Origin of the sequence: Actinomadura pelletieri DSM 43383 (assembly GCF_003634705.1) — a bacterium.
Lineage (GTDB): Bacteria > Actinomycetota > Actinomycetes > Streptosporangiales > Streptosporangiaceae > Spirillospora > Spirillospora pelletieri.
The window spans coordinates 451119-472995 of the sequence record NZ_RBWU01000007.1 but is presented as its reverse complement, the minus strand read 5'-3'; the positions used below and the strand labels follow the sequence as shown (position 1 = coordinate 472995).

Annotated in this window: 16 protein-coding genes; 13 read left to right on the top strand and 3 right to left on the bottom strand. The window is 74.3% G+C overall.

What is annotated here, in order from left to right; genetic code table 11:
* The first annotated feature begins 13 nt into the window (after positions 1–13).
* The 8 genes from BZB76_RS30350 (at position 14) to BZB76_RS30315 (ending at position 13679) form a co-directional block, all read left to right on the top strand.
* Entirely contained in the window at positions 14–2662 is a 2649-nt protein-coding gene (locus BZB76_RS30350) for a SaeA-related protein (protein WP_121437845.1), read from the top strand.
* A complete protein-coding gene (locus tag BZB76_RS30345) occupies positions 2659–3870 on the top strand; it encodes a TRAFAC clade GTPase domain-containing protein (RefSeq protein WP_121437844.1) in 1212 nt (403 codons plus the stop codon). The genes BZB76_RS30350 and BZB76_RS30345 overlap by 4 nt, the downstream gene beginning before the upstream one ends.
* A gap of 2 nt (positions 3871–3872) precedes the next feature.
* Positions 3873–6131 (top strand): GAP1-N2 domain-containing protein, encoded by a 2259-nt coding sequence (locus BZB76_RS30340; protein WP_121437843.1) that lies wholly within the window; start codon positions 3873–3875, stop codon positions 6129–6131.
* A 4-nt stretch (positions 6132–6135) separates the two neighbouring features.
* Complete coding sequence (locus BZB76_RS30335) at positions 6136–7857, top strand: TRAFAC clade GTPase domain-containing protein (RefSeq protein ID WP_121437842.1); 1722 nt, start codon at positions 6136–6138, stop codon at positions 7855–7857.
* A gap of 118 nt (positions 7858–7975) precedes the next feature.
* Complete coding sequence (locus tag BZB76_RS30330) at positions 7976–9223, top strand: multidrug effflux MFS transporter (RefSeq protein WP_121437841.1); 1248 nt, start codon at positions 7976–7978, stop codon at positions 9221–9223.
* Between the two features lie 58 nt (positions 9224–9281).
* Positions 9282–10370: a S1C family serine protease gene (locus BZB76_RS30325; protein WP_246007309.1), complete on the top strand. Its 1089-nt coding sequence runs from the start codon at positions 9282–9284 to the stop codon at positions 10368–10370.
* A gap of 58 nt (positions 10371–10428) precedes the next feature.
* On the top strand, positions 10429–12732 hold the full coding sequence (locus BZB76_RS30320) for an FdhF/YdeP family oxidoreductase (protein ID WP_121437840.1): 2304 nt from the start codon (positions 10429–10431) through the stop codon (positions 12730–12732).
* A gap of 299 nt (positions 12733–13031) precedes the next feature.
* Entirely contained in the window at positions 13032–13679 is a 648-nt protein-coding gene (locus BZB76_RS30315) for a DUF1707 SHOCT-like domain-containing protein (protein ID WP_211343254.1), read from the top strand.
* Position 13680: 1 nt separating this feature from the next.
* Here BZB76_RS30315 and BZB76_RS30310 read toward each other — a convergent pair whose 3' ends face one another.
* On the bottom strand, positions 13681–15084 hold the full coding sequence (locus tag BZB76_RS30310; protein WP_121437839.1) for an amidase: 1404 nt from the start codon (positions 15082–15084) through the stop codon (positions 13681–13683).
* 2 nt (positions 15085–15086) lie between these two features.
* The gene (locus BZB76_RS30305) at positions 15087–16085 is read right to left on the bottom strand and encodes a D-2-hydroxyacid dehydrogenase (RefSeq protein ID WP_121437838.1); all 999 of its coding nucleotides are present in this window, start codon (positions 16083–16085) and stop codon (positions 15087–15089) included.
* 312 nt (positions 16086–16397) lie between these two features.
* Between BZB76_RS30305 and BZB76_RS30300 the strand changes: the two genes are divergently transcribed.
* The 5 genes from BZB76_RS30300 (at position 16398) to BZB76_RS30280 (ending at position 20484) form a co-directional block, all read left to right on the top strand.
* Entirely contained in the window at positions 16398–16880 is a 483-nt protein-coding gene (locus tag BZB76_RS30300; protein WP_199487703.1) for a DUF3830 family protein, read from the top strand.
* A gap of 16 nt (positions 16881–16896) precedes the next feature.
* Complete coding sequence (locus BZB76_RS30295) at positions 16897–17658, top strand: maleate cis-trans isomerase family protein (RefSeq protein ID WP_170180825.1); 762 nt, start codon at positions 16897–16899, stop codon at positions 17656–17658.
* A gap of 29 nt (positions 17659–17687) precedes the next feature.
* Complete coding sequence (locus BZB76_RS30290) at positions 17688–18464, top strand: maleate cis-trans isomerase family protein (protein WP_121437837.1); 777 nt, start codon at positions 17688–17690, stop codon at positions 18462–18464.
* Between the two features lie 25 nt (positions 18465–18489).
* Positions 18490–19149, top strand: a complete 660-nt coding sequence (locus BZB76_RS30285; RefSeq protein ID WP_121437836.1) for a GntR family transcriptional regulator — start codon at positions 18490–18492, stop codon at positions 19147–19149.
* Between the two features lie 81 nt (positions 19150–19230).
* A complete protein-coding gene (locus BZB76_RS30280; protein WP_121437835.1) occupies positions 19231–20484 on the top strand; it encodes an aspartate aminotransferase family protein in 1254 nt (417 codons plus the stop codon).
* Between the two features lie 217 nt (positions 20485–20701).
* Here BZB76_RS30280 and BZB76_RS30275 read toward each other — a convergent pair whose 3' ends face one another.
* Complete coding sequence (locus BZB76_RS30275) at positions 20702–21847, bottom strand: CaiB/BaiF CoA transferase family protein (RefSeq protein ID WP_121437834.1); 1146 nt, start codon at positions 21845–21847, stop codon at positions 20702–20704.
* Positions 21848–21877: the final 30 nt, after the last annotated feature.

The window sequence follows — 21877 nt, the reverse complement described above, 5'->3', positions numbered from 1 at the left end:
CGGGGAGGCGCCCGTGGCGTTCGACGACGACTACCGGCGGGAGGTGCTGGAGCCCGCGCGGGCCGCGGGCGACCGGCCTCCCGAGGACCTGCGCGTCCGCTACGCGCTCACCGGCCCGCTCGCGGAGCCGCTCACCGGGGCGGTGGTCGCGGCGCGGGTCAAGCAGGTCCGGCAGTGCTGGCGGCGGGCCCGGGGGCAGCTGAAGTACCGCAAGCTGATCGACCGGCTGGAGGCCGAGCACCGGGAGCTGGCGCCGCTGTTCGCCGCCGCCGAACGCGGCGACCCGCGCCCCCTGGACGCGCGGCTGCGCGGCGGCCGGGAACGTACCGAGCGGCGCCGCGACGAGGCCCGCGCCCGGCTCGCCGACGCCGCGGGGACGCTGCGGATGGCGACGCCCGCCGAGGTCGACGGCATCGCCCGCGCGGGCGGGGTGACCCGCGCCGAGCTGGAGCGGGCCGCCGCCGCGGACGGCGTCGAGATCCGCGAGCCCGACCCGCTGCCGTCCGCCGCGCCCTACCCGGCGTACCGGAGGGTCCAGGAGTCGCTGGACGTGCTCGGCCACCGGCACCTCGCCGACTTCGTGTTCGGCGCGCGGCTCGTCGGCCCGTTCCGGATCCTGGACGGTTTCGCCGCGCCCGGCGGGAACCTGAGCCTCGACCAGGACGCGGTGGCGGCGGTCGCCGCCGAGTGGGCGCGGCGCGGCCGGGACACCAGCACCACCCATGCCGACACGATCCTCGCCGCGCTGCGGTCGGCCACGCCGCTCGCCGAGCTGCTGCTGTTCGACGTGGCGGACCGGCTCCGCGAGCGGCTGCGGCAGCGGGCGTCCGACCAGGCCCTGCTGCGGTACGCGGTGGACGACCTCGGCGTCGACCGGCGCGACGCCCGCCGCATGGTGTTCTCGGTGGTCCGCGAGACGGGACCGAGCGGCGGCGGACTCGCCGGGCGGCTCCGCGCGCTGCTCGACGCGGGTGAGGTGTTCGCGGCGGCGGAGCTGGCGGACGCCGCGGCCGTGCCCGCGCCGCCCGCCGACCGGGAGCCGGCGGAGGAGGAGGTCCTCGCCGCCGAGGCCCGGCACCGGCTCGACACGGCGCTGCGCCTGCGCGAGACCGCCGTCGCCGAACCCGATCCGGACCGCGCGCACCGCCTCCTCGACGACGCGCTCCGGCTCGTCCGCGATCTTCCCGGCGCCCTGAACCAGTTGCGCCGACTCCCGCCGCGCCCGGTCCCCGCCGTCCGCGCCGACGTTGACGGCGGTGGGGACGGCGGCGGGGACGGCGGGGCCGTGGTGCGTTTGTCGTGGGATCCGTCGCCGTCCACCGCGGGCGAGGTGACGTACCGGGTCGTGCGGCGGGCGGCACGGCCGCCGCGCACTCCCACGGACGGGCAGGCGGTGGAGGGTGCGGTGGACCAGCGTCCGCCCGTGAACGCGCCGGTGTACTACGGCGTGTTCGCGGTGCGGGGCGACGCGTCCGCGGCGCCCGCCGTGGTGGGCCCGGTGGTGGTGCGGCCGGAGCCCGCCGAGGTGGAGCTGACGGCCGGGGACGGTCAGGTGACGGGACGTTGGCGTTGCCCGGCGGAGGCGGCGCGGGTCGTGGTCGTCCGGGACGGCGCCGAGGTCCCGGCGGGGCGCGACGGGTTCCGCGAACGCGTCCCGAACGGGCGGACGCTGCACTACCGGATCGCCGCCGTGTACCTCGACCCGTCCGGCCGGGAGGTCGAGACGGACGGGGTCCGGACGTCGGTCACGCCGAGCGCGCCGCCCGAACCGGTGTACGAGCTGGACGCGGAGGTCGACGGGTCCGACCCGGGACTGGTCCGGGTCCGGTTCGACCCGCCGGGGAACGGGACGGTCGAGCTGGTGCTGTCGCAGGGCCCGCCGCCGTGGCCGCGCAGCGCGCTCGTCCCGCTGGAGGAGGTGCGGCGGGAGACGCGGCGGCTGGCGTGCACGCCGGTGCCGGGCGGGCTGGAGGTGCGGCCGGGGGCGGGCGGCTGGCTGCTCGCGGTGTCGGTCGCGGAGGGCGGCGCCGCGATCGGTGCCTACCACCGGCATGTGAACCTGCCGCCGCCGCGCCGCCTCGTCGCCGACCGGCGCGGCGACCATGTGCACGTCGGGTTCGACTGGCCGCCGGACGTCGCCGAGGTCGACGTCGTCTACCGGGTCGGTGGGAACGCCGTCCAGGACGACGACCCGTCGTCGACACGGACGGTGACCCGCGCCGCCTATGACACCCAGGGCGGGATCCGGCTGCCCGTCCCCGAGGACGAGCCGGTCGAGCTGTCGGTCGCGGCGGCCGGGACCGTCGGCGGCTCCCGGGTGACGGGCCCGCCGGTCACCGCGCGGGTCGAGGCCCGCACGGTGGTCCGCTACGACGTGCTGCGCTCCGGTCCGCCGTGGCGGCGGTCGCTGACGATCCGGCTGACGTCGTCGCGGCCGTTGCGGGTGGCGCGGCTGTCGCTGGTGCTGCGCGCCGGACGGGTCATGCCGCACCGCGCCGCGGACGGCGAGACGCTCGGCGCCTGGGAGCAGGTGCCCGTCCCCGGCGAACTGTCCCTGGCCGTGCCGGACGCGTCCAGGCCGTACTGGCTGCGCTGCTTCGCCGACGACGACGTCGTCGAGCTGGCCGATCCGCCCGTCCGCACACTCCAGGTCACGCGATGACCAGGGCGCGGGGGGTCACCTGCCCGTACTGCTTCGCGTCGGTCGCGTCGCAGCGGATCCTGTTCCGCTGCCGCGGGCAGGTCGGGCGGCGGCAGGGCTGCGCGCCCGTCCTGGACAAGGAACTCGCCACCTACACCGGGTCGACGGCGGGCGCGTCGCTGCCGCCGGTGTTCGCCGCGTCGGGCCGCAGGGGGCGCGCCGACTGCCCCGACTGCGGGCTGCCGACCGGCAACCGGGCCTGCCCGGAGTGCCACAACCCGTTGCCGTCCGCGTACTGCGACTCGCCGGGGCGGATCGTCGCGCTGGTCGGCGCGAAGAACGCGGGCAAGAGCACCTATATCGCCGTCCTGCTGCACGAGCTGATGAACCGTGTCGGGACGGAGCTGGACGCGTCGCTGGTGGCGTGCGACGACCGCACGATCGAACGGTACAAGCGCGACTTCGCGCGCCCGCTGCTGGAGGAACGGCGGCTGCTGCCGACGACGGCGAGCGCCGCGACCGCCCCCCGCGAACCCCTGGTGTACCTGCTCACGCGGACGCGGCGGGGGCGTTTCGCGCGGGCCCGCAACGACTCGCTCGCGCTGGTGCTGTTCGACACCGCGGGCGAGGACCTGCGCAGCCGCGAGGTCACCGACCTGCATCTGCGGTACCTGGAGGCGGCCGACGCGATCATCTTCCTGGTCGATCCGCTGGAGCTGCCCGGCGCGCGGGCGGGCCTGCGGGACGCCGTCGCGCCGCCGCGCGGCGCCGGCGACGATCCCGACAGCGAGCCGTTGAACGTCATCGCGCGCGTCACCGAGGCGCTGCGGCTGCGGCACGGGACCCGGCCCGGCGAACCGCTGCCCGTTCCCGTCGCGGTCGCGCTCACCAAGATCGACGTGCTGCGGCCGGGGCTGCTGAGCCAGTCGGCGCTGCACCGCTCCAGGTCGGGTACGGGCGTGCTCGACCTGGACGACAGGGACGCGGTGAACGAGCAGGTCCGCGCGCTGCTGCACGACTGGCGGGCGGGGCAGCTCGACACCTATCTCGGGCAGCAGTACGCCGACCACGCGTTGTTCGGGCTGTCGGCGCTCGGCGGCGTCCCCGACGACGGGCGGGTCGGCGCGGGCGGCGTCCGGCCCTACCGGGCCGAGGATCCGCTGCTGTGGCTGCTGTACCGGTTCGGGATGCTCGACGGCGTCCGTCCCGAGCCCCGGACCGGAGGTTAGCCGTGGCGTGGCAACTGCACTACACGTCCGCGCGGCGGGGGCCCACGGGCCGGGCCGGGTTCCAGTTCGTCGCCGAGACGCCAGGCCTGCCGGACGGGGTCAGGGCGGGTGTGACACCGTACCTGTCGTACCGTCCGCCGCCGGACGCGCCGCTGTCCCCCGACGACGCGGAGCTGGCCGCGTTCCCCCTGTCCCTGCTCTACGACCGGGTGGACGGGCGACCGCTGCTGCTGCGCTGCCGCTATCTCGGACGCGACTACTCGGGCCGCTACGGCAACTTCTTCGCCCACGCGGTCGTGGCGGAGCCGGAGGATCTGGAGGGGCTGCGTCCCGCCGAACTGTGGCACGCCCCGCACTGGACGCACGATCCCGCGCCCGACCCCGCGCTCGACCGGCTGGACGAGCTGACGCCCGGCGCGGCGCTCGACCCGGAGGCGCTGGCCGCATGGCTCGCCGGCTCCGGCCCGGACGACCCGTACGCGCTGCTCGGCCGGCTGGTGGACGCCGTCGCGGGCGTCCTCGACCGGGGTCACGGCCGGGTGGTGCTGGTCGCCGACGACGTCGAGCTGATCGCGCGGTGGATCGCCGTGGTGTCGTACTCGGTGCCGGTGGAGGCGGCGGCACGGCTGTCGTTCGTCACCTACACCGGCGATCCGGGCGGCGCCGCGCAGCGCCTCGTCGGCACGACTCCCGCGATCTGGGCCGCGGCGCAGCACCACGCCTCGCACGCCCGGGCCTTCGACCTGCGGGGCGGCGCGACGGCGGGCGGTACGGCGAGCCGCTTCGCGCGAACGGTCGCGGCCTGCTGGCGCGACGGCGACTTCGGCGGCCTGGACGCCCTGGCCGAGCTGGCGCCCCTCGACGATCCCGCGCGGGAGGGCGCGGCCGCGCTGCTGGCGCTGTGCCGGGGCGACACGACCGTCACCGCGGACGAGGAGGGCGCGGCGGCGGAGCTGCTGTCGCGGCGCGGCTCCGGGATCCCCGAGTGGGTGTGGCGCGATCTCGTCCCCGGCGTCCCGTCCATGGGCCTCGACCTGGCGCTCGCCGTGCACGAACGGGCGCGGGACGCGGGCGCGACCGAGGTGGCGCGGCAGTGTGCGCGCCGCGTCGCCGACCGGGTCGCGGCGGCGATGGCGGAGGCGTCCGGCCTGGGCGCGGTCGTGGCGGCGGCCTCGGTCGCCGAGCGGGCGGGCGTCCCACCCGATTCCGCGCGGGTCGCGGACGCGGCGGCGCGGTGCGCGCGGTCCGGGGCCGGTGACCTCGGCGACGCGCTCTCCGGGTGCCCGGCCGCGCTCCGCGACGCGCTGCTCGACGGTGTGGTCGGCGGGCTGGCGGAAGCCTGGAAGACCGGGGAGGCGAAGCGGGCGGCGGCGCTCACGCCCGGCACCTGCGACCTGCTGTACGCGCACGCCGAGCGGCTGCGGGCCGCGCCCGCCGTGGCGTGCGCCGTGCTGGCGTCGGTCGGGCGGCGCACTCCGGGCCGCCGGATCGCGGTGACCGGTGAGCTGCTCCGGCTGGACGGCGCCAACCCCGACGCCCTCGACACGGCGCTGCGGGAGGTGTGGGCCACACCGCCGACGGTCGTCGAATGCGCGGAGTTGCTGGACGCGTACGGAACGTCCGTGGCCGGCCGTCCGGCGCTGGCCGCGCTCCCGTCCCGGACGCTGACACGGCTCGCCTTCCCCGGCGGCGACCGCCTCGCCGACCCGGAGACGCTGCGGCTCGCCGAACGGGTCCGCGACATCGTGCCGGACGGGCGGGCCGGACGCGACGCCGCCCTCGTCCAGGCGTACGCGAAGGCGATCACGGCCGGCGCGCCGCGCGCCGCGGCCGCCCTGGCGGAGATCGCCGCCGCGGACGGGGCGACACCGCAGCTCGCGGGCGAGGCGTTCGTCGGGGCCGCGCGGCGGCTCGTCCGGCGGCCCCCGGCGTTCCGGGCGGAGCTGCTGGCGGGGCTGCCCGCCGACGCGCGCGCCCGCCTCGGCGCGCAGTGGACCGCCGAGCTGCCCGCCCGCGCCCGCACCGGACGGGGCCCGCTGCGCGGCGACGACCTGGAGCGGCGCAACGACCTGGTGGAGGTCGTCCTGCGGCTGCGGGCGCGCGGCGGCGGCGAACCGGCCCTGGAGGCGTGGGCGCGGACGGCCGCCGGACGGTGGCTCGCCGCGAAACAACTCGACGGGCGCCTGTCGCGGAGCCCGGAGTTGCGGGCCGTGCTCCGGGATCTCCTCGCGGAGGACCCGTCCGCCCGCGAGGGGAGGTGAGCCCGTGCATCCCGTCATCGTGCTGCTGCTGATCGCGGCGTGGGCCGCCGTGATGTGGCTCGGGTTCCTGTACGTGTTCCCCGTGCTGTTCGCGGCGACGCTGATCGTGGCGGGGGTCGCCGCGCTCGGCCTGTATTGCCTGCACGCGTGCCGGGCGCTGGCGCCGTCCACGCTGGAGGGGCCGTCGCCGGTCGCCGAACCGAAGATCGCCTACCGCCATTACCTGCTCGGCCAGGTGTGGCGCGACTGGTGGACGATCAGCAGCACCGTCGTCCCGCAGGTGTACCGGACGGCCAGCGGCGTGGTCGTCCGGCTGACACGGCTGCTGCTGGGCGGTCTGTGGGGGTTCTTCGTCTTCCCGGTGTGGCTGGCGCTGTGCGCGGGCATCGTCGCCGCGGCCGTGCCCGCGGCCGGGTTCGTGGTGGCGCTGACCGTCCTGTACGGCGTCGCAGCCGCGACCGGGCTCGCGGTGTGGCTGCTGTGCGTGCTGGTCCTCGCCGCCGTCGAACGCGTCTTCATGATGTACGGGCGGATCCTCCAGACGTGCCCGCATCCGTTCTGTTACGAGCGGATCGGGCTGCCGGAGTACGAGTGCCCGGGGTGCGGCGCCCGGCACCGGCGTCTCGTCCCCGGATCGGGCGGAGCGTTCCGGCACGTGTGCCGGTGCGGGGCGCGGCTGCCGACGACCGTGCCGCTCGGACGTTTCCGGCTCGCCGCGTACTGCCCGCACTGCGGTGGACGGCTACCGGAACGGATCGGGCGCGTCCGCGTCGAGCCGTTGCCGTTCGTCGGCGGCCCGGCGGCGGGCAAGACGACGTTCATGGTGCTCGGCATCCGCGCGCTGCATACCCGCGCGCGCGCCGTCCAGGGCCGTCTCGCGTTCGTGGAGCAACGCCACGCGCAGGCGTACGCGGGAGCGATCCACGAGTTCCAGCGCGGCGGGCGGCTCGCCAAGACCGGCCCGGAACTGCCCCTCGCCACGATGGTGGACGTGGAACTGCCCGGACGCGCGCGCCGCATCCTCTACCTGTTCGACCCGGCGGGCGAGCACTACACGGGCGCCACGGAGGTGGAGTCCCTGCGCTACCTCGACCACGGCGAGGCGCTGCTGTTCGTCCTGGACCCGTTCGCCCTCCCCCAACTGCGCAGGGCCCTGACCGGGGACGAACGCAGTTTCGTCGACCAGGCGGCCGTGTCGTCGGAGGAGGACCCCGCCGACACTCTCCAGCGGGTGCTGAACGAGCTGCGGTCCCGTCCCGACCAGGGCCGCCAGAAACGTGTCGCCGTCATCGTCACCAAGACCGACCTGCTGACCCGCACGGAGATCGGCCGTCGCCTGGCCGAGGACGGCGACCTGCGCGCCTGGCTCGACCGGGTCGGCCTCGGCAACACCGTCCGGACCCTCGACCAGGTCGCCGGGCAGGTGCGGTACTTCGCGTCCGGCCTCGCGACCGACCCGGAGCAGGTCGCCGACCTGCTCGGCTGGGTGACGGGGCTGACGGTCACGGGCGCGGCGAACGGCGACGGCGCGGCGGTCGACGCCCCGTCCGAGCTGCCCGGGACGGCCCCGCTGCGCGCCCCGTGGCCGGTGCGGGGACGCGGCTCGTCCCGCGTGCCGGTCGGGTACACGGTCGGACGCTGGGCCGTGCTGGCCGGGCTGTCGGTCCTCACCGTCGCGACGGTGACCGGCGCGGTCGTCGCGGCGGCCGACCGCCTCCCGTTCTGATCCCTCCGAACGAGTGTGACGTACCCCACTTCCTGACGCGGAAGATAACGGACCGTCACAGCCTTGTTCTCTTCAGGACGCCCCGCTCCAGCCCCCGCGCCCGTACGGAGAGACCCCCATGACCCAGACGGCAGCATCGGCGGCCGGTGCCGCACTCCACGATCCGGGCCGCCGGCGGCTCTGGATGATCATGGTGCTCGGGGCGCTGACGGCCGTCGCCCCGCTGTCCATCGACATGTACCTGCCCGCGCTGCCCAGCCTCGCCGAGGACCTGGGGACGGGCGCGGTGCAGACGCAGCTCACGTTGACGGCGTGCATCGTCGGTCTGGCCATCGGGCAGGGCGTGGCGGGGCCGCTGAGCGACGCCTTCGGCCGGCGCCGGCCGCTGCTGATCGGGATGGCCGCGTACGCCGTGGCCTCGCTGCTGTGCGTGGCCGCGCCGACCGTGGAGACGCTGATCGCGCTGCGCCTGGTGCAGGGCGCCACCGGCGCCGCCGGGATCGTGATCGCCCGCGCGATCGTCCAGGACCTGTACGACGGTGTCGCGGCCGCCAAGTTCTTCGCGTTGCTGATGCTGGTGAACGGGCTGGCGCCGATCCTCGCGCCCGCCGTCGGCGGGCAGCTGCTCCGGCTCATGCCGTGGCCGGGCGTGTTCGCCGTCCTCGCGGGCATCGGCGTCGCCCTGTTCCTCGCGGCGCTGGCCGGGCTCGGGGAGACGCTGCCGCCCGGACGGCGGCAGACCGGCGGGCTGCGGGCCACGGCGGCGACGTGTCGCGCGCTCGTGGCCGACCGGTCGTTCGTCGGGCACGGGCTGGCGAGCGGGCTGGCGTTCGCCGCGATGTTCACCTACATCGCCGGCTCTCCGTTCGTCCTGCAGGACATCTACGGCCTGTCGCCGCAGGCGTTCAGCGTCGTGTTCGGCGTCAACTCCGTCGGCATCGTGGCCGCCGGGCAGGTCAGCGGAGTCCTCGCGGGCCGGGTGCCACTGCGCAGGCTGCTCGCCGTCGGGCTCGCCATCGTCGCCGCCGGCGCGGTCGGGCTGCTCGTCGTGGTGCTCGCCGGCGGTGGTCTCTACGCGGTGCTGACCATGCTGTTCCTGGTCGCGGCCGGGCAGGGCCTGATCGGGCCGAACGCGACCGCGCTGGCCCTGTCGGGGCGCCCGCCGCGGGTGGCGGGAACCGCCTCCGCGCTGCTCGGGGTGTCGCAGTTCGCGCTGGGCGGCGCCGCCGCGCCGCTGGCCGGGATCGCCGGACCGGACACCGCCGTTCCCATGGCCCTGGCGATCGCCGTCCTGGCCGTCCTCGCGGTCGCGGCCACCGCGTCCGCCGCCCGGTCCCGCGGCACCGCCTCCATCGTCTCGGGCTAATCCTCGAAAAAGGGGAACAAATCCGAAAAGCGCTGAGGGGAAGGCGCCAGGAGGCCGAGTGAGCGAGGACACCGTGCGTCGCGGCACCCGTACCGCGATGCTGATACTTCTGGTCACGCTGCTGTCGCTGCTCGCCGTCGGCTGCCGCGCGGTCGACGTCGGCGGGGGCCGGGACGTCCCGCCGCCCTCCACCGCGCCCCCGACCGCCGAGGACACCCGGCCCAGCGGACGGCGGCCCGGCGTCGTCAACATCGAGACCCGGCAGTCGCTGAACGGCACCCGCGCCGCCGGGACGGGCATCGTGCTCGACCCGTCCGGCCTCGTCCTCACCAACAACCACGTGATCCGGGGCGCGACCGAGATCAAGGGCACCGACACCGACAACCGCCGCACCTACTCCGCGCGGGTCGTCGGGTACGACCGCGCGGGCGACATCGCGGTGATCCGGCTGACCGGCGCGATCCGGCTCCAGGCCGCCGAGTTCGCGTCCGCGTCGGACGTGACGGTCGGCGACACGGTCACGGCCGTCGGCAACGCGGGCGGCAAGGGCGGCACTCCCACCGTCGTCACCGGTCGGGTCACCGCGCTGGAGCAGTCGGTCACCGCCCGTGACGACACGCACGGCACGTCCGAGCGGCTCGCCGGGCTGATCGAGACCAGCGCGCCGATCCGGCCGGGCGACTCCGGCGGCCCACTGCTGAACACCGCGGGCCGGGTCATCGGCGTCAACACCGCCGCGTCCGCCGGGTTCGCGATGAACGGGGCCACGCCGAAGCAGGACCACCGCGGGTACGCCATCCCGTCCGACGACGCCCTGGCCGTCGCCCGGCAGATCCAGCGGGGCGAGTCGTCGCCCACCGTGCACATCGGCCCGACGGCCATGCTCGGCGTCAAGGTCCGCTCCACCGGCGGTGTTCGCGGCGCGGTCGTCGCGGAGGTCGTTCCCGGCGCTCCCGCCGAGGCGGCGGGCGTCCCCGTGGGCGCGGCCATCGTGGGCCTCGGCGGCCGGGTCGTGGACTCCCCCACCACGCTGACCGCGCTGGTCCTGGCGCACCGGCCGGGCGATATCGTCCGCGTAGAGTGGACCACCCCGCAGGGTGCCCGCGTGACGGCGATGATCCGGCTGGTGGAGGGCCCGCCGCAGTGAAACCGCCGTTCACCTGCGACAGTGGGACAAGTCCGACCGAGTTTCGAGGATGTGAGCGATGACCCGCAAAGCGCCCGCCGACGACTTCGACGACGCCCGGATGAAGGTGTCGAAGCCGAAGGAGTGGGCCGCGGGCGTGCCGGGGGTCACGGCCGCGTTGCGCCAGTCCTACGACCAGATGGGCGTGCGGCGGACCGCGCTGACGCTGCTGCGCGTCAACCAGAAGCAGGGGTTCGACTGCCCGGGGTGCGCCTGGCCGGAGGGCGACCACCGGCATGTCGCCGAGTTCTGCGAGAACGGCGCCAAGGCCGTCGCGGAGGAGGCCACGACCCGCCGCGTCACCCGCGAGTTCTTCGCCCGGCACAGCGTCGCCGAGCTGGCGGAGCGGTCCGACCACTGGCTCGGGCAGCAGGGACGGCTCACCGAGCCGATGCTGAAGCGCGCCGGGTCCGAGCACTACGAGCCGGTGTCCTGGGACGAGGCGTTCGGGCTGCTGGCGTCGGAGCTGAACGCCCTCGACTCGCCGGACGAGGCCCTCTTCTACACCTCGGGCCGGACGAGCAACGAGGCCGCGTTCGCCTACCAGCTTTTCGTCCGGGCGTTCGGCACCAACAACCTTCCGGACTGCAGCAACATGTGCCACGAGTCGTCCGGCTCGGCGCTGAGCGAGACGATCGGCATCGGCAAGGGCTCGGTGCTGCTGGACGACCTCCACGAAGCTGATCTGATCTTCGTCGTGGGCCAGAACCCCGGCACCAACCATCCGCGGATGCTCTCCGCCTTGGAACGGGCCAAGAAGGGCGGGGCCCGCATCGTCGCCGTGAACCCGCTGCCCGAGGCCGGGCTGATGCGGTTCAGGAACCCGCAGCGCCGGTCCGGGGTGACGGGCCGGGGCACGGCGCTCGCCGACCGGTTCCTCCAGATCAGACTGAACGGCGACCTCGCCCTCTTCCAGGCGATCAACCGGATGCTCCTCGAATCGGACGCGCCGGACGCCGTCGACCGGGAGTTCCTCGACGCGCACACCCACGGGTTCGCGGCGTTCGAGAAGCACGTCCGCGGCCTGGACTGGGACGACGTGCTGGAGGCGACCGGCCTGACCCGGGACGAGATCGCGGCGACGGTCGGCGACGTGCTGGCCGCCAAGAAGATCATCGTCTGTTGGGCGATGGGCCTCACCCAGCACCGCAACTCCGTCCCGACGATCCGGGAGGTCGTCAACTTCCTGCTGCTGCGCGGCAACATCGGACGTCCCGGCGCGGGCGTGTGCCCGGTGCGCGGCCATTCCAACGTGCAGGGCGACCGGACGATGGGCATCTGGGAGAAGCCGAAGCCGGAGTTCCTCGACGCGCTCGCCGCCGAGTTCGGTTTCGAGCCGCCCCGCGAGCACGGCCTGGACACCGTGGACGCCATCCGCGCCATGCGGGACGGCCGCGCGAAGGTGTTCCTCGGGATGGGCGGCAACTTCGTCCGGGCGACCCCCGACTCCGCGGTGACCGAGGCGGCGCTGCGGAGCTGCCGCCTGACGGCGCAGGTGTCGACGAAGCTCAACCGTTCGCACGCGGTCGCGGGCGAGACGGCGCTGATCCTGCCGACGCTGGGCCGCACCGAACGCGACGTCCAGGACTCCGGGCCGCAGTTCGTCTCCGTCGAGGACTCGATGGGCATGGTGCACGCGTCCCGGGGCCGTCTCGCGCCCGCGTCGCCGCACCTGCTGTCGGAGGTGTCGATCGTCTGCCGTCTCGCGAAGGCGACCCTGCCCGGCTCGGGCATCGACTGGGACGCGATGGAACGCGACTACGACGTGATCCGCGACCATGTCTCCCGGGTCGTGCCCGGCTTCGAGGACTACAACGCCCGGGTCCGCGGGTCCGGCGGGTTCACGCTGCCGCACGCGCCGCGCGACGAGCGCAGGTTCCCGACCGCGACCGGCAAGGCGAACCTGACGGTCAACGAGCTGGAGGTCCTGCGGGTCCCGGAGGGGCGGCTGCTGCTGCAGACCGTCCGCAGCCACGACCAGTACAACACCACGATCTACGGCCTGGACGACCGCTACCGGGGCATCAAGGCCGGACGCCGCGTCGTGTTCGTCAACCCCGCGGACCTGTACGCCCTCGGCCTGCGCGACGGCGCCATGGTCGACCTGGTCTCGGAGTGGCCGGACCCGTCCGCAGGGTCGTCGACCGGCACCGTGGAGCGGCGGGCACCGTCCTTCCGGATCGTGTCCTACCCGACGGCGCGGGGCTGCGCGGCGGCGTACTTCCCGGAGACGAACGTCCTCGTCCCGCTCGACAGCACCGCCGAGGTCAGCAACACCCCGACGTCCAAGTCGGTCATCGTCCGCCTGGAAGCTGTTCTGTAGAGGACCGGCCCACTTCGCTCGCCTGGCGGCTCGCTACGTGACCGTTCCTGTGCGAACGCGCATCGCTTCGCGATCTGCCCGGCTCCGCTCGCCTCCGGCATCGCTCCACCGGGCAGGTCACGCGTTCGCGCGCGGGCTGAGGTCGCTGTATCTATTGCAGGACCGGCTCGCTGCGTGACCGTTCCCGTGCGAACGCGCATCGCTTCGCGATCCGCTCGCCTTCGGCGTCGCTGTACCGGGCGGTTACGCGTTCGCGTGCGGGGCTGGGGTCGGATCGGAACAGGTTCTAGGCTTGGGCCATGACGAACCTCCCGGAGCGTTCCGGAACGCCGGAGATGCGGGCCGGTGACGCGGACCGCGAACGGGTCGCGCACATCCTGCGCGAGGCGGCCGGCGAGGGGCGGTTGACGCTGGCCGAGCTCGACGAGCGGCTGGACGCGGTGTACGCGGCCAAGACGTACGCGGAGCTGGAGCCGATCACGCGTGACCTGCCGTCGCCGGGCGCGGCGCCGCCGTCCCCCGCGGACGGGAGGGACTGGAGCCCGGTGGAGGCCGCGCCGTCATGGAAGACCGGCATCGGCATCATGAGCGGGTTCCGGCGGACGGGCGTGTGGAACGTCCCCCGCAGGTTCCGCGCGTTCACCTTCTGGGGCGGCGGCAAGATCGACCTGCGTGAGGCGCGGTTCGAGGAGCCGGTGACGACGATCCGGGCCCTCGCCTTGATGGGCGGGGTCGAGGTGATCGTGCCGGACGACATCACCGTCCACGTCAAGGGCCTCGGCATCATGGGCGGCTTCGACCACGGGGCGAGCGGGCCCGGCGTGCCCGGCGCCCCGACCGTCGTCGTCAAGGGCCTGGCGTTCTGGGGCGGGGTCGGGGTGAAGCGCCGCCGGTCGAGCCGCCGGAAGGGGCACGACAAGGAGTTGGAGCGCCCCGACTCCGACTAGGTCACGCAGGCCGCTTCGGAGTGAGTCGCTTCCAGGGCCGCGCCTTCTCGTACGCGGCACATGCGGCCATCACCAGGGCGTCGGCGTGGCGGGCGCCGACTACCTGGAGGCCGATGGGCAGGCCCTCGGAGGTGAGACCGCAGGGCAGGCTCGCGGCGGGCTGCTGGGTCATGTTGAACGGGTAGGTGAACGGGGTCCAGCTCGTCCAGCGGCGGGACGCCGACCCGGGCGGCACCTCCACGCCCGCCTCGAACGCCGCGATCGGCATCGTCGGGGTCAGCAGCAGGTCGTACTGCTCGTGGAACACGCCCATGAGACGGCCCAGCTCCATGCGGCGGGCCGTCGCGGTGAGGTACTCGACGGCCGAGTACCGGGCCCCCTGCTCGCAGATCTCCCGCAGCCCGGGGTCGAGGCGGGCGCGATCCTGCGGGGAGAGCCGCTCCACGACCTTGGCGGCGCCCGCGAACCACAGGACCTCGAACTCCTCCACCGGGTCACCGAAGCCCGGATCGACCTGCTCGACCTTCGCGCCCAGCTCGGCGAACGCCTCGGCGGCGGCCGCGACGGACGCCGCGATCTCCGGATCGACCCGCGCGTACCCGAGGTCGGGGCTGAACGCCACCCGCAGGCCGGTCAGGTCGTCCGGGCCTGCCTCGGTGAACGACGTGTCCGGCGGGGGCAGCGACGACCAGTCGCGTCCGTCGGCGCCGCAGACCGCGTCGAGCAGCAGCGCCGCGTCCGCGACCGTGTTCGTCATCGGGCCGGTGTGGGCGAGCGTCCCGAACGCGCTCGCCGGGTAGTGCGGGATGCGGCCATAGGTCGGTTTGACGGTGAAGATCCCGGTGAACGCGGCGGGGATGCGGACCGAGCCGCCCCCGTCGGTGCCGAGCGCGAGCGGCGCCATGCCCGCCGCGACGGCCGCGGCGGCGCCGCCGCTCGACCCGCCGGGCGTGCGGGTCACGTCCCACGGGTTGCGGGTGACGCCGTCGACCGGGTTGTCGGTCACGCCCTTCCACGCGAACTCCGGGGTGGTCGTCTTCCCGACGAACACCGCGCCCTGTTCGCGGAGGCGGGCGACGGCCGGGGAGTCCTCGTCCCACGGGCCCGCCAGGTCGGTCGTCGCGGAGCCGCGCAGCGTCGGCCAGCCCCGGGTGAGCAGGATGTCCTTGATGGAGACGGGCACGCCGTCCAGCGGCCCGAGCGTCGCGCCGCGCCGCCGCCGGTCGGTGGCCGCGCGGGCCATGTCGAGGGTGGTCTCCTCGTCGACGAGGCAGAACGCGTTGAGGGCGGGGTCGTCCCGGTCGATCCGGGCCAGGACGGCCTCGGTCGCCTCGACCGGCGACAGCGTCCCGGCCTCGTACGCCGCCAGGAGTTCGGTCGCGGTCAGGTCGGCCGCATCGGACATGGCTACCCCCTCTGGTCGGAGCCGACGTAGCCGAGCCGCTTGTCGACGACGTTGCGCAGCGGGCGGCCGGACACGTAACGGTCGAGGTTGTCGACGAACACGCGGACCAGTTCGTCGCGCCAGCCGACCACGTCGCCCGACATGTGCGGCGAGACGACGACGTTCGGGAGGTCCCAGAGCGGCGAGGACTCCGGCAGCGGCTCGTCCTCGAACACGTCGAGCGCCGCGCCGGCGATCCGGCCGTCGCGCAGCGCCTTGGCGAGGTCGGCCTCGGCGACCAGGGCTCCGCGCCCGACGTTGATCAGCCGTGCCGACGGCCGCATCCGGTCCAGCGCCGCCGCGTCGATCATGCCGCGGGTCTGGGGCGTGAGCGGCGCGGCCAGCACGACGTAGTCGGCCGCGCCGAGCGCCTCGTCCAGCCGTTCCATCGGATGGACGGTGCCGAGGTCGGGGTCGGCGTCGCGGGCGGTGCGCCCGGCGCCGGACACCTCCAGGCCCGCGGCGGTCAGGCGGCGGCCGATCGCCCGGCCGATCGGACCGGTGCCGACGACCAGCGCGCGGGCGCCGGTGATCCGTTCGGTCTCACGGTGCCGCCAGCGCCGCGCGCCCTGGAGCCGGAGCGTCGTGTGCAGGTCCTTGGCGAAGGTGAGCACCAGCCCGAGGACGTACTCGGCGATCGGCTCGTCGAAGACCCCCCGCGAGTTCGTGACGACGGTGTCGGCCCGCACCAGCCCCGGGAACATCAGCCGGTCGACGCCCGCGCTCGCGATGTGCACCCAAGCGGGCCCGCCGCGGGAGGGCCACGCGTCGGCGAGCGCGTCGGTCAGGAAGTCCCACACGAAGAGGATGTCGGCGTCCCGAAGGGCCTCCGCGAGCCCGGCCTCGCCGACATGGCGGACCCGGGCGAGGCGCTCGGCGGCGGCCATGCCGGACGGCGGGACGTCCCCCGTCAGAACCACCAGGTCAAGCGGCCCACCGGGGGCGGGCGGAACAGGCTCCATCGGCGCCACTTTCAGGGAGTGCGGAGTTTACGTGAAGGCAACACAAGGAGGCATTGACACGCTAGGAAGGGTTCGTAGGATTGTCAACAATCAGCGCGGTTCGCTCGGCCCGGAGAACCGCACTGGGAACTCGTGTGCTGCAAGACCGTCGCAACCACTGCCCACGCAAGGCCAGGACGGATCCCAGAGCGCTCTGACTGCACCCCCTTCCGGGGGGTGTGGGGGTGTTCCCCCCACAAACATGGAGAGTCCTTCGGGTGGCGACGCTCTCGCCCACCCCTGTTCGCGGGGAGGTCCAGCATGCCCAAGCTGATGACCATCACACTGGAGCGGCGCGGCGTCTCGTGCGTGGCGGAGCTGCTCGAAAAGGACGCGCCGCGGACCTGCGAGGCGGTGTGGCGCGCCCTGCCCCTCGGCGGCGACGCCTACCACGCCAAGTACGCCCGCAACGAGGTGTACACGATGGTCGAGCGGTTCTCCGAGGAAGAGGTCGGCCTGGAGAACCCCACCGTCACCCCGATCCCGGGGGACGTCGTCTACTTCTCGTTCGCCGGCGGCATGCTGGATCGCAGATTCAAGGAGGAGAAGGGCATCCACGCGCTGCCCGGGGTGATCGATCTCGCGATCTTCTACGGCCGCAACAACCTGCTGCTCAACGGGGACGTCGGCTGGGTCCCCGGCAACGTGTACGCGACGATCGTCGACGGGCTCGACCGGATGGCGGAGGCGTGCAACGACGTCTGGCGCTCCGGCGGGGTCGGCGAGCGTCTCCTCTACAGCCGCGCCGAGTCATAGAGCGGTGGCTGCGCAGATGACATTCGACCCCACGCTGGTCGTCGGGCCCGAGCTGCTCGCCCAGCACGGTGTGGGCGTGGTCGCCCCTTTCGACTTCGCCCTCGACCGCGAGCTGTGGCGGTGGACGCCCGACGACGTGTCGCTGTTCATGACACGGCTCCCTTACGTGCCGGTGCCGGTCACGGTCGAGATGGCGTCCGCGCTGTCGGACCAGTCGATCGTCCGGCAGGCCACCCGGGACGTGCTGGCCCCCGAACCGCTCGCCGTCGCCTACGCCTGCGCCTCGGGCAGCTTCATCGGCGGCAAGGCGGGCGAGCTGCGACTGCACGAGTCGATGCTGGCGGCGGGCGCGCCGGTGTCCACCACGACGTCCGGCGCGCTGGTGGAGTCGCTGCGGCTGCTGAACGTCAACCGCATCGCGGTCGTCACCCCGTACATCGACGCGGTCACCGAGCGGCTGGTGTCGTTTCTCGGCGAGTACGGCATCGAGGTCGTGTCGTCCGTCGGGATGGGGCTGCTCAGCCACATCTGGAAGGTCGGCTACGGCGAGATCGTGGCGGCGGTGTCGACGGTGGACGTCCCGGAGGCCGAGGCGGTCTTCATCAGCTGCACCAACGTGCCCACCTACGACATCATCGCACCGCTGGAGCAGATGATCGGCAAGCCGGTCCTCACCGCCAACCAGGTCACCATGTGCTCGGCGCTGCGCGCGATGGGCCGGTCCGCGGCCGGTCCCGGGCAGTCGCTGGTCGCGCTGGCCCCGTCCACGGCGGCATGATCGCCCCGAGCGTTAGGATTGTCCACTCCATGCACCAGAACGGGTTGAGCGCCGGTTTCCTGTACCCCGGTCACAGCGCCGAGGACGACTACCCGGCCATCGAGCGCGCCCTCGGCGGGGTGCGCCTGCCGGTCGTGCACACCCTGATGCGCGAGGACGCCCACCGCGTCGACGCGCTGCTGGACATCGGCGGCGCCGACGTCCTCGCCGACGGCGCCCGGACGCTGCGCGAGATGGGCGTCCGGTCCGCCGTGTGGGCCTGCACCAGCGGCAGCTTCGTGTTCGGCTGGGACGGCGCCCGGCGGCAGGTGGAGGGCGTCGCGGCGGCGGCGGGCGTACCGGCGTCCAGCACGTCGTTCGCGTTCGTGCACGCGGCCCGCGCGCTCGGCCTGACCAGGGTCGCGGTCGCCGCGACGTACCCGTCCGACGTCGCCGAGCGGTTCGTCGCGTTCCTCGGCCGCGCCGGCGTCGAGGTGGTCGCGCTGTCCTGCCGGGGCATCGTCACCGCCGCCGAGGTCGGCACCCTCGGACGCGCGGAGGTCCTCGCGTTCGTCGCGGCCAACGACCATCCGAACGCCGAGGCGGTGCTGGTGCCCGACACCGCGCTGCACACCGTGTCCTGGCTCGACGAGCTGGAGGCGGCCGTCGGCAAGCCGGTGCTGACCGCCAACCAGGTGAGCGTGTGGGAGGGGCTGCGGCTCGCGTCCGGCCCCGGGGGGCTTGCGCCGCGCACCGGGCTGGGCCGGCTGTTCGCCGCGCCCGCCGCCGTCCCCGCCGGGTCGGGACGACATACCTGGCAGCCATAACGGAATAACGAAAGGGGCCCGCGGCATGGGCCGTTTGGGTGAGCTGGAACCTGTCCCCCGCAAGTCGACCGTCGAGCTCGTCTCGGACGAGCTGCGCTCGGCCATCATGTACGGGTCGTTGGAACCCGGCGCGCAGCTCGGCGAGGCCGAACTGGCCGCGCGGCTCGGCATCAGCCGCGGCCCGCTGCGCGAGGCGATGCAGCGGCTCGTCCAGGAGGGACTGCTCGTCAGCGAGCCGCACCGCGGGCTGTTCGTCCGCACGCTCGACGAGGGCGACGTGGAGGACGTCTACCTCGCCCGTCTCGCGATCGAGCGCGAGGCCTGCCGGCTCATCATGGAACGCAACCGCGGCGAGGCGGTGGCCCGGCTCACCGAGGCCCTGGAGGCGCTGGTCGAGGCCGCCGAACAACGCGACCGGGTCGCGATGAGCGACGCCGACCAGGCGTTCCACGAGGTGCTGGTCAGCTCGTCCGGCAGCCCCCGGCTGGAGCGGATGGCGCACACGCTGCTGGTGGAGACCCGCATGTGCCTGAACGCCCTCCAGGACACCTATCCGGAGCCGTCCGAGCTGGTCGAGGAGCACCGGCGGCTGGTCGACGCGATCGGCGACGGCGAGGAGGAGCGGCTGCTGACCCTCATCGAGGAGCACATGACCGACTCCATCGACCGCCTCCGCGTGACCTGACCCGCGTCACCTGAGCGCGCTGGACATCGGGGGTCGCCCCACCTACATTGCAGATTGTCGACAATCTACCGGAGGGACGCCATGGCAACGCTGTCACCCCTGCTCAAGCAGGCCACTCCCGTCCTGGCCGAGCGCGGCGAGGGCGTCTACCTCTACGACACCGACGGCGGACGGCATCTGGACTTCACCGCGGGCATCGGCGTCACGAACACCGGCCACTGCCACCCGCGCGTGGTCGAGGCGGCGCGCAGGCAGGTCGGCACGCTGATCCACGGGCAGTACACGACGGTCATGCACGAGCCGCTGCTGCGGCTCACCGACGCGCTCGGCGAGGTGCTCCCGGACGGGCTCGACTCGCTGTTCTTCATGAACAGCGGCAGTGAGGCCGTCGAGGCGTCCGTCCGGCTGGCCCGGCACGCCACCGGCCGGCAGAACATCGTGGTGTTCCACGGCTCCTTCCACGGCCGGACGATGGGCGCCGCCGCGCTCACCACGGCGGGCACGAAGTTCCGCGCCGGGATCGGCCCGCTGATGCCGGGCGTCGCGATCGCGCCGTTCCCGCAGGCGTACCGGTACGGGTGGGCCGAGGAGGAGGCGACGCGGTTCGCGCTGCGCGAGCTGGACTACCTGCTCGCCACGGCGAGCCCCGCGTCCGACACGGCGGCGTTCATGGTCGAGCCCGTGCTCGGCGAGGGCGGCTACATCCCGGCGCCGCCCGCGTTCCTTGAGGGTCTGCGCGAGCGCGCCGACCGGCACGGCATTCTGCTGATCATGGACGAGGTGCAGACCGGGTTCGGCCGCACCGGCCGGTTCTGGGGGCATGAGCACGCGGCGGCGCGGCCCGACGTCCTCATCACCGCCAAGGGCCTGGCCAGCGGGTTCCCGCTGTCGGCGATCGCCGCGCCGACCTCGCTGATGGAGCGGGCGTGGCCGGGGTCGCAGGGCGGCACGTACGGCGGCAACGCGGTGGCCTGCGCCGCCGCGCTCGCGACGCTGGAGGTCATCCGGGACGAGGACCTCGTCGCCAACGCGGCCCGGCAGGGCGCGCGGCTCGCCGACGGGCTCCGCAAGGTCGCGGCCGATCATCCGGTGATCGGCGACGTGCGCGGGCTCGGGCTGATGCAGGCCGGCGAGTTCACCACGCCGGACGGCGAGCCCGACACGACCACCGCCCAGCGGGCGCAGCGGGCCGCCGCCGAACGCGGGCTGCTGCTGTTGACCTGCGGCGCGCACGGCAATGTCGTCCGGATGATCCCGCCGCTGATCGTCACCGCGGAGCAGGTCGACGACGCGCTCGCCCTCTGGTCGGGCGCGGTCACCGACGCCGTCTCCTGAACGATCGCCCCTCACCCGCGGCCGGGCGGGGAACGCTCAGCCGCGGGTGAGGCCGTCGACGAAGGGCGCGTAGACCGTCGAGACAGGTGTCCCGCGCGGTCGTTCTCGGTCTCACGCCGTCCGGCCTTCGTGATCTCGCGGGCGGCCTCGCACGGGCGCCCTGGCAGCTCGTCGCCGCCTTCGTCCTCCCCGCCGTGGCACCGGCTGAGCCTGCGGCTCAGGCCTGGGTGACGGTGCCGTCCTTGAGGAGGGTCTCGGTGTCGGGGAAGCCGAGGTCGTCCAGGATGGCGCGGGACTGGCCACCGGGGAGGGCGGGGACGCCGTCGGTTCGCGTGGGGGTCCGGGAGAAGCGCGGGGCGGGCGCGGGCTGGCGGTGGCCCGCGAGGTCGGGGAAGACGCCGCGGGAGGTGTTCCAGGGGTGGTCGGCCGCCTCGGTCAGGGAGAGGACGGGCGTTACGCAGGCGTCGCTCGGCACGAAGATCTCCGTCCACTCGTCGCGGGTCCTGGTGCGGAAGACGGCGGCGAACCGGGCGCGCAGCGCGGGCCAGCCCGCACGGTCGTGCTGGGCGGGGAGGTCCTCGTCGGCGAGGCCGAGGAGGCGGAGGAACTCGGCGTAGAACCGCGGTTCGAGGGCGCCCACGGCCATGTGCCTTCCGTCGGAGGTCTCGTAGACGTCGTACCAGGGGGCGCCGGTGTCGAGCAGGTTGACGCCCCGGCGGTCCTCCCAGAGACCGCCCGCGAGGAGTCCGTGGACGAATGTGGACAGGTGCGCGGCACCGTCCACGATGGCGGCGTCCACGACCTGTCCGCGCCCGGAGGTCCGCGCCGCGAGGAGCGCGGACAGGACTCCGACGACGAGGTACATGCTGCCGCCCGCGAAGTCGCCGAGCAGGTTCACCGGGACCTGCGGCGGACCGTCGGCGCGGCCGATGGCGTGCAGGGCGCCGGTGACGGCGAGGTAGGCGATGTCGTGTCCGGCGGTGCGGGAGAGCGGACCCTCCTGGCCCCAGCCGGTCATGCGTCCGTAGACGAGCGCCGGGTTGCGGGCCAGGCAGTCGTCCGGGCCGAGACCGAGGCGTTCGGCGACCCCGGGCCGGAACCCCTCCACGAGGACGTCGGCCCGCTCGACCAGGCGGAGTGCGACGTCCCGGCCGCGGTCGCTCTTGAGGTCGATCGCGATGGACCGCTTGCCGCGGTTCGTGAAGTCGGTGCCGCCGGTGGCCTTCCCGTCCCGCACGGCCGTGGCGCGGTCGACGCGGATCACGTCGGCGCCGAGGTCGGCCAGCAGCATCGCGGCGAACGGGCCGGGTCCGATCCCGGCCAGCTCGACGACACGTGTTCCGGCGAGTGGTCCGCTGCCCATCCGCACCCCCTGAATGTCGTTCGGTCCCCC